Raw genomic sequence first — 8,887 nt, forward strand, 5'->3', positions numbered from 1 at the left:
CCAACTGATTGAGACGGCGACCCCTCTGATTCAGTTAATTGTAAAAAAAGTCACGCAGGTGAATGTGGTCAGCATGATGTACGACCTGGGACTGGCGACCGATGAAGAGATTATTCTTCTGACCCTGAGCAACGCTCCCGATTGTTGTGAAACAGCGATGTCTTGACCGGCTGTGCCAACAAGGCCTAGGGGGCCAATCTGAGCCAAAAAGAGCGAGCCACCAGAAATGTGGGCTCGCTCTTTTTTTGCACGGTTGAACCGAGTTTGGCGGACGAATTTTGGGCCATTGTTTGGAAGTCGTTCCCATTTCCGGATGAACGTAGTTCACAATCGGGCCGTCAGGTCGTTCTTTGGACCAGCAGGGCTTCGCAATGGAAGTGATGTATTCCGGCGGACATGGACGGCCGGGTTCCAGCCTCGCATGGCGACGAGCGAACGTTAAACTACGGCCATGTTTAACACTGGACGCTATTTCTGCTTGTTGCTGGTGGCCTTCGCCCTGACGTTCCTGTTCTGGTGGCCGCTCTTCTTTGGATACGGTTTCATTGGCGGGGATCTGTATCCGTACTTCTTCCCCCAGAAGGTATTCTATGCGGATTGTCTTCGTGCGGGGGAATTGCCGCTGTGGAATGATCTCACCGGCTTTGGTTATCCCATCCTGGGAGAGAGTCAAACGGGGGCGGCTTATCCATTTCACGTCGTTTTGTACCGTCTGCTCGCGGTGAATACGGCGTACAACGTCCAGCATCTTCTCCATTATCTGATTTGCTTCGTCGCTACAGCACTCTTCGCCTTGCGGGTTGGGAATTCGGGGCGAGGTGCGATGCTGACGGGTCTGGTTTTCACCTTCGGGTGGTTTCCGCCCCGTTCCTGTCTGGAATGGGCCATTTTGACGGGCTGCTGGCTTCCCGTCGCAATGTACTGTGTGGAGTCTTTCCTTCAGACCCGCTTGTGGCGGTACTCGATCAGCCTGAGCATTGCGCTGGGGCTGCAGTTGCTGGCGGGACATTACCACCTGGCTTTTATCACCCAGTTGATGGTTGCCAGTTATGCCACATGGCGGCTTTGGGCGGAGCATTCTCAACAGGTGCAAGTCCATCCCGGGACGGAACAAGGACGTGTGTCACGCGGTGCGCTGGCACTGATTCTGGCGGGCATCGCCGGGGTTTGTCTGGCGGGAGTTCAACTGGTTCCCTCATGGGAACTGAAGCAGCGCAGTTCGCGCGTGGTGGCGGGAAGCGACTACGATCCTGCTTACGGACACATGCCCCCGCTCTATGTGACCCAGCTGATTGCTCCGTGGTGCTGGTACAGTCCGCAGGCGATCGGGGAAGACAATCTGGTGCGAACGCTGGCAGAACTGGTTGCGCCGTGGCAGCTTTTCGGTCCCAACCACGAGCTTGACGAGGCGATTCGGCAGGCACGCCTTGCTGCATTGGAAACGGGAACCAATAAGGTCGAGGCCCACGTGTACTGTGGACTCGTCCCGCTGCTGCTGGCTGCATTTGCCGTCATCCGCTGGGCTCGACACCGGCGTTCATCGAATAACGCTCAGGCGAACGCATCCGTGTTGAATGGCACCACCGGTTACTGGCTGATGGTGGGAACCGTGGCACTCATCTACGCAACGGGATGGCTGCTGCCCATAGGAAAGCATTTGCCCGGCTTCAGCTTCTTTCGGGGGCCGGGGCGATACGGGATCGTGACTACGTTTGCCATCGCACTGCTGGCGGGGCAGATGCTCAGTCACCTGCAGCGCTGCGCCTGGCCGATGACCGCACGGGGGATCGTCATAGGGGCGATCTTCGCCTCGACGACCGGGGACCTGTGGATGGTGAGTCGCATGGTGACCTATACGGCGATCGTGTCGAAGCCGGCAATTTCGTTCCGTGAGGACAGCCCTGTTCGAAAGCTGCTGGCTGGCGAAAAGGAGCTGCCGCGGCTGGTATCGCCGGGTCCCAATGTCGGGACACTGCTCGGTGTGTCGTGCGTCCCCTGGTATCTGGGGATCGCTCCTGCAGAGTATGTCGATTCCCAGTTTGCGATGCCGGATTCTCCCAAACCGCTTCCCTCGGGTCGGCCGACTCCCGCATCCACCCCCTACCTCGAATGGCTCAGTCAGGCGGGCGTGACACACGTTCTCAATTTTGAACCTCTCGACGAACAAGGTTGGGGCGTCGAGCTTTTGTGGAAAGGGGTCGACCCGTTTCTCAATCGGATCTGGGGACGCATTGAACCGATCCATTTGTATCGGTTCAAGCAGCGGGAAGCAGGCGGCGACGCCGTTTCGTATCCCGGACGTGCCCGTATCGGCGCGAACGGAGTGAGCGTTTCGAATCGACCGGAAAGTCCGTGGGGACGGGGAACTCGCAAGGTCGTCGTCGAGCAGGCTCCGAAACCGGATGAGCCTCTCATTCTCACAGAACTTGCCTATCCGGGCTGGACTGTCGAGAAGAATGGCATCCCAACGGAAGCGCGTCAGATAGGCCAATTTCGGGCTGTGGACGCTCCAGCGAAGGGAGATATCGTTGTCTGGCGCTACCGCCCTCTCAGCGTCATCATCGGAGCGATCGTCAGTCTGTTCACCGCGTTCCTCCTGGCGGCGGTTGCTCACGTCCGCTTCTGGCACACGGGGCTGACCGATCGATTCTTACGCTGGGCCTGCTCAGCGGGCGACGGTGTGCCCGGAAGCGAGAACCGCGCATGAACGGCCGCGCCATTTCGTCATTGCGATATTATTAAAAACGTCACGGAGTCGACCCGCTCGGCAGGTGCACGCTTACATTCTCGACACGTTAAGAGAACTTAATTCGTCTTGTCGTACAGAATGCGTTTCAATACCGCTGAGCCCGCTACGCGCGGGGAACGAATGTCAGACTTTGGTCTCTGTCGATGATTCGAACTGAGCGAGATAGCAGAAGCAGGGGATTCATCCTGCGCGAGGCGCACGACCGGTGCAAGCGCCGCTCGCTTTCGAAGACGTCGTTCGAATGCCGGGATGATTTGCAAAGGACTTCGGCAGACGTTGCACACGACAAGAGTCGTTGTCTGGTCGTCACGACACTCGCGAAAACGCGGAGAGAGTGAGGGTGGTTCACTGTAAAAGAATGTCCGAGACACTTTTACGTTTCGGCCGCGTGCTGGTTCGGTGAGGCCCCTCGAGGGGTGTTGGCTGACTTCTTCGTCAGCCCGATTGATCGGCACAGGGGCTGCTTTCGCTCGCTTCCACGTTCGTCTGTGGAGCGTGCTCTGCCGGGATTACTACTAAGGGATATGCGCTGTGCTTCATGAATTTCTTGATAACTTCACTCACAACCTGTTCAAGCCGTTACTGCTGTTTTTTTATGCCGGCTTTCTCATTCCCATGCTGCACGTCAAGCTGGAATTCCCCAAGGCCGTCTATCAAGGTTTGACCATCTATCTGTTACTCGCCATCGGCTGGAAAGGTGGCGAAGAGCTTGCGGGGCTGGAGCCACATCTTTACGGACAAGCGGCCGGGTTCATGCTGATCGGCCTGGTGACCAATTCGATTATCGGTGTCGTCGCTTTTTATACGCTCCGTCTGACCACGAAACTGCGCCAGATCGATGCGGCCACCGTCGCCGGGTATTACGGTTCGGATTCCGCAGGGACTTTCGTGACCTGTATGGGGGTGCTGACTGCCGGCAAAATCGCCTTTGCTCCCTACATGCCTGTGATGCTTGCGGTCATGGAAATTCCCGGCTGCCTGGTCGCCCTGTATCTGGTGGCCAACATGCGGCAGCGGGGAATGGACGCCAAGGGGAATATGCCGGGTGAGGCTGGGTATGGCCAGTTTCGCAGAGCCATCCCGCCCCAGCACGAACATGAGGAGGATCTCGACGAACAGGAGCATGACTACGAAGACGAGTACGCTCTGGAGGAAGAATACGCTGCCGTGGGAGCCGGACATGCCCACGTTCGATCAAACGGTGTGTCGAAAGCGGGCCGATCATCGGTCAGCGGAACAGCAAGAGGGGGACGGAATACGGCTGCCCTGCGAACTCAATCGACAGAATCCGAAAGTTCCACGACAGCACAAAACGCCGCCGACGAAGCGGAGGCAACGATTGCTCTGCAGGAAGTCGACCTTCATGCGGGAGAGGATGCACCCACTCAGAAAGTGCGGGGTGCTTTCTTGAGCAAGGAACTGCTTCACGAAGTCTTCCTGAATCCCGGAATCTTCCTGTTGTTCGCGGGTATCGCCATCGGTTTCATCTCGCGACTGCAAGGTGAAAAAGTGACAGCGATGGACGACGCGTTGTTCGTGAATCTGTTCCACGGACTGCTGTGTGTCTTCCTGCTGGAGATGGGAATGACCGCTTCCAAGAAGCTCAAGGATCTGAGAAATGCAGGCTGGCAGTTTGTGACGTTCGCGTTAGTGGCTCCGAACGTCTTCGCAGTCATGGGGATGTTGATCGCCCATGGGTACAGCCTGTTCCTGGGACAGCAACTGGAGCTGGGGACGTATGTGCTGTTCGCTGTCCTATGTGGTGCCGCCTCGTATATCGCTCTTCCCGCAGTCCAGCGACTGGCGATTCCCGAAGCCAGTCCCACCTTGCCGCTCGCTGCCTCACTGGGGGTGACCTTCAGTTACAACGTCACCATCGGTATTCCCGTCTACCTGATGATTGCCACAATCATTACCAGGTATGCTCCGGTCGCTGCGGCGACGACTCATGCGGCCCTCTGATTGACGTGCATGTTTGGCACGTTCGTCAGAGATAACCAAACAAAAAGCCCCTGCCAGGAAATCCTCGCAGGGGCTTTTCGATTGGTTGCTTTGTGACATCGTCGCAATGCGGGATTCATGCCAGCGATCAGAAAATTCCCAACTGATCGCGTGCATCGTCGGTCATGCGGTCGGGCGTCCACGGCGGGGTCATCGTCAACTTGATTTCCGCCTGATCCACGCCGGAGAGTTTTTCCAGCGACATTTTCGCTTGCGAGATGATTTGCGGACCCGCGGGGCAAGCCGGGCTGGTCAACGTCATCTCGACGAGCACTTTTCGTTCGGTGTGATTGATGGAGTAGACCAGTCCCAGATCCACGATATTGATCATGAGTTCGGGGTCGATCACTTCCCGCAGGGCGTCAATCAGAGCCGCATCGTCGGGTGCGGATTCTTCCCCGGCTTCCGAAGCAGCGGCCTCTGGAGAGGCTTCAGCACCGGCTGTAGCTGACGAGCAGCTTGGATTGGTCGACGGAATCGCCTCGGCTGTGGCTGCGGGCGTAGATGCTGATGATTGGCAGCAACCTTCTGATGTCGTCGCGGACTTATCTGCGGACGTCGGTGTCTCTCCGGCTGCAGAATGATTGTCAGAACAACAATCGGTGGCGGGAGCGATTGGAATGGAATGCGTTTCAGGGTTCATGTGCGGGGCCTCACGTAAATGTCGCCGTCGCGAACTTGGACTTCAAAGGTAGAAATCGGTTCGATGGCGGGCATGCAAAGGGGTTTCCCCGTTCGAAGATCGAATCGCGCTCCATGCCGGGGACAGACGATCGAGCAGTTTTCGACGGGCCCATTCGTCAATGGCTGCCCATCGTGAGAACAGACGTCCTCGATCGCAAAAAAATCGTCCCCGATCCGGATCAGCAACGAAGGAACCTCGTCCACCAGAATCGATAATCGCCCCCCGGAGGGAACTTCGCTTACAGACGCAACTCGTTCAAATTCAGACATGCACTTCACATTCTTTACTGGGGCACCGGTACAGGGGCGATGATCGGGCTTGTGACAGGCGAGAACGCCACCGACGAAACACCGTCTGTGGCGCTGCGTTGCCCTCACCAGCCGCAATGGAATTCAGCTCAAACGGGAGAGACTGACTGTGGTTTACAGTCCGCCAATTCCCAGTTTTCGCTCAACCGCCTGTCCGAGAGTTTCTCGCACGATTTCGACCGGGATGCGGTCATAAACCCGCTGAAAGAATCCCTCCACAATCAGGTGCATGGCTTCAGCCCGACTGAGTCCTCGGCACATGCAGTAGAACAATTGCTCTTCATCGACACGACCGCAGGTGGCACCGTGGGTACAGCGGACGTCATCCGCTTCGATCTCAAGACCGGGGATGGCATCGGCGCGGCACGTTTCGCTCATCAGCAGGCTATCGTTTCGCTGGTAGCCGTCTGTTTTCTGAGCGTCTTTGGCGACCTTGATCATTCCACGCCAAACGCAGCGGGCGTTGTCGCGGACGACGTCTTTGTAAAGCAGGTCGCTGCGCGTATGGGGCGCGTTGTGAGTCTGCTGCGTGTAGTACGACAGGAGCTGCTTTTCGGTGGCGAACGTGACGCCGTTCACTTCGGCGGCAGCCCCTTTTCCGTCCAGGAAAACATCCTGGTGGACGTGAGCGAACCGGGCGCCCAGACCAGCCACGGTCCATTGCAGCGAGGCACTCGCGTCGACACGACCCACCTGGTGAGCGAAATGCCAGACCTTGTCGTTCCAGTTCTGAAGCTGGACGTAACAAAGGTTTGAGCGAGGTGCGAGCAGCAGTTCGACAGCGCCGACGTGAACCCCGGGCAGGTCCGGCGAGGTCGACGACGTTTCTTCCAGCAGTGTGGCAGAAGCCCCTTCTTCCAGGATCACCAGCGTGTGACTGAAATCGGCAGCACCCGCGGCAGCCAGACCGATCAGGCTATACAGCGGTTTGCTGATCTGGACGTTGCGGGGAACATACAGGACGGTCCCGCCCGTACAGTAGGCGGAGTGCCAGGCGGCAAACCGATCTGCTTCCGGCTTGACCGCTCGGGTCATCAGGTGCGGCTTGAGGATGTCGCCGTGAGTCTGGAGTAAGTCGGATAGGTTTCCATACAGAACCCCCTGCTTGACCAGGTCCTCGTCGAGCTTCGAAGGCGAACTGGCGCCATCGATGTGACTGACGAAGCCAGCGAACTCGGCTCGGGTTGCGAGGAGAGTTTCAAAGGCAGCGACCGCATTTGCTGTCGAGGGAGTCTGGATGGCAAACTTGTCTGCGCGGAAAGCCCGCGTATCGACTCGCTTCCATTCTTCCGGATCGAGTTCTGTTTGGAGCAGTTCACGGTAGGTTTCGAACGCACCGCGGCGCAGGTCGCTCATCCACGATGGTTCGCGGCGCGAGGCAAGAAACGATTCGAAGGCGTCAGTACCAAACGCCGCATGAGAGGGTGTCACAGTCAACATGGCTTCGGAAATTACCCGACACTCCCTTCCATTTGTAATTCAATCAGCCGATTCATTTCGACTGCGTATTCCATTGGCAATTCTTTGACGAGCGGTTCAATGAAGCCGGTGACGATCATCGCCGAAGCTTCGGTCTCGGTCATCCCGCGGCTCATCAGATACAGCAACTGTTCTTCGGCAATCTTGGAGACGGACGCTTCGTGTTCGATCGTCAGATTGTCGTGATTGACTTCGATGTACGGATAAGTGTCGCTACGGCTGTGTGGATCGAGGATCAGCGCGTCACAGACGACGTTGCTCTTGCAGTGATGAGCGTCGTGAGTGGCTTTCACCAGGCCACGGTAGCCCGCCCGACCTCCGTCCTTCGAGATACTCTTGGAGATCACGCGACTGGACGTATGCGGAGCACAGTGAACCATCTTGGCTCCGGCGTCCTGATGCTGACCCTTGCCCGCGAAGGCGATCGACAGGGTCTCGCCTCGGGCACCCGGTTCCATCAGGTAGATGGCGGGATACTTCATGGTCAGTTTCGAGCCGAGGTTACCGTCGACCCATTCCATGAGCGAATCACCGTACGCCTGGGCTCGCTTGGTGACCAGGTTGTAAACGTTGTTCGACCAGTTCTGAATGGTCGTGTAACGGCAGCGGCCCCCTCGTTTGACGATGATCTCGACCACGGCCGAGTGCAGGCTGTCGCTGCTGTAGGTGGGGGCGGTGCAGCCTTCGACGTAGTGGATCGAGGCCCCTTCGTCCACGATGATCAGGGTCCGTTCGAACTGGCCCATGTTCTGCGTATTGATGCGGAAATAGGCTTGCAGCGGGAACTCGATCTTCACCCCTTTCGGGACGTAGATGAACGAGCCACCCGACCAGACGGCGGAGTTCAGCGCGGCGAATTTATTGTCAGCAGAGGGAATGACCTTGCCGAAGTATTCGCGGAACAGATCTGGATGATCACGCAACGCCGAATCGGTGTCGGTGAAGATCACACCCTGGCGGCTGAGATCTTCCTGCAGACTGCCGTAAACGACTTCGGACTCGTATTGGGCTTTGACACCTGCGAGGTACTTCTTTTCGGCCTCGGGAATCCCGAGTCGATCGTAGGTTTTGCGGATATCGTCAGGAACATCCTCCCACGACTTTTCCTGCCCTTGCGATGCCTTCACGAAGTAGAACATCTTCTGGAAGTCGAGTTCGCTCATGTCACCACCCCAGGTGGGCATGGGCTTGTGAAAGAAGAGATCGAGAGCTTCCAGCCGGAAGTCACGCATCCACTTCGGCTCGTTCTTCATCTCAGAGATCTGTTCGACGATCTCGCGATCAAGACCCCGACGGCTCTTGAAAACATACTTGTCGGTGGGGTCATGGAATCCGTACTGGTAATCGCCAACACCGATTTCGTCGTCTACGGTCGTTGTTTCTGTCGTCATGATATCTTCGTCTTCCCTTAGTGGGTCGCTCGTCTATTCGGTTCTCGGTCATCGGTCAGGGTACGATCCGTGGATGCCCTCGAGGCCAGGCAAGGTCACCGATCGTTGACCGTTATCGTTTCACTGTCGTCTTGCATCCGCTCGGACCTGTCGTGAGTTCCGACAGAGGTGACTCGTGACTGGATGGCATCTGGAAAACCGATCGTCTGACGCAGGGTGAGTTCGCCGACCGACCATTTCTGGTCGGGGAAGTCGGTTGCGTCGTTTCGTGGTT

At 57.4% G+C, this 8,887-nt stretch carries 7 protein-coding genes; 3 read left to right on the forward strand and 4 right to left on the reverse strand.

The genetic code is table 11. The annotated features are described in order from the left end of the window. Nucleotides 1–7: 7 nt before the first annotated feature. The 3 genes from VGE80_RS04950 to VGE80_RS04960 all read left to right on the forward strand — a co-directional run bounded on the left by VGE80_RS04950 (nt 8) and on the right by VGE80_RS04960 (nt 4,711). Complete coding sequence (locus VGE80_RS04950) at nt 8–166, forward strand: Na-translocating system protein MpsC family protein (RefSeq protein ID WP_440591889.1); 159 nt, start codon at nt 8–10, stop codon at nt 164–166. 285 nt (nt 167–451) lie between these two features. Continuing rightward, nucleotides 452–2,707, forward strand: a complete 2,256-nt coding sequence (locus VGE80_RS04955) for a hypothetical protein (RefSeq protein ID WP_440591887.1) — start codon at nt 452–454, stop codon at nt 2,705–2,707. A gap of 573 nt (nt 2,708–3,280) precedes the next feature. Continuing rightward, nucleotides 3,281–4,711 (forward strand): sodium-dependent bicarbonate transport family permease, encoded by a 1,431-nt coding sequence (locus tag VGE80_RS04960; RefSeq protein ID WP_397571675.1) that lies wholly within the window; start codon nt 3,281–3,283, stop codon nt 4,709–4,711. A 127-nt stretch (nt 4,712–4,838) separates the two neighbouring features. Here the strand turns inward: VGE80_RS04960 and VGE80_RS04965 are convergent, their stop codons facing one another. The 4 genes from VGE80_RS04965 to sufB all read right to left on the reverse strand — a co-directional run bounded on the left by VGE80_RS04965 (nt 4,839) and on the right by sufB (nt 8,613). Further along, entirely contained in the window at nt 4,839–5,393 is a 555-nt protein-coding gene (locus tag VGE80_RS04965; protein ID WP_397571674.1) for a metal-sulfur cluster assembly factor, read from the reverse strand. Beyond that, nucleotides 5,390–5,704, reverse strand: coding sequence for a non-heme iron oxygenase ferredoxin subunit (locus tag VGE80_RS04970; RefSeq protein WP_373650051.1), 315 nt, complete (start codon nt 5,702–5,704; stop codon nt 5,390–5,392). The genes VGE80_RS04965 and VGE80_RS04970 overlap by 4 nt, the downstream gene beginning before the upstream one ends. A gap of 153 nt (nt 5,705–5,857) precedes the next feature. Continuing rightward, complete coding sequence (sufD, locus tag VGE80_RS04975) at nt 5,858–7,183, reverse strand: Fe-S cluster assembly protein SufD (RefSeq protein ID WP_440591888.1); 1,326 nt, start codon at nt 7,181–7,183, stop codon at nt 5,858–5,860. Nucleotides 7,184–7,194: 11 nt separating this feature from the next. After that, nucleotides 7,195–8,613: a Fe-S cluster assembly protein SufB gene (gene sufB / locus VGE80_RS04980; RefSeq protein WP_373650053.1), complete on the reverse strand. Its 1,419-nt coding sequence runs from the start codon at nt 8,611–8,613 to the stop codon at nt 7,195–7,197. Between the last annotated feature and the right edge of the window lie 274 nt (nt 8,614–8,887).

The organism is Schlesneria sp. (assembly GCF_036405755.1).
GTDB lineage: Bacteria > Planctomycetota > Planctomycetia > Planctomycetales > Planctomycetaceae > Schlesneria > Schlesneria sphaerica.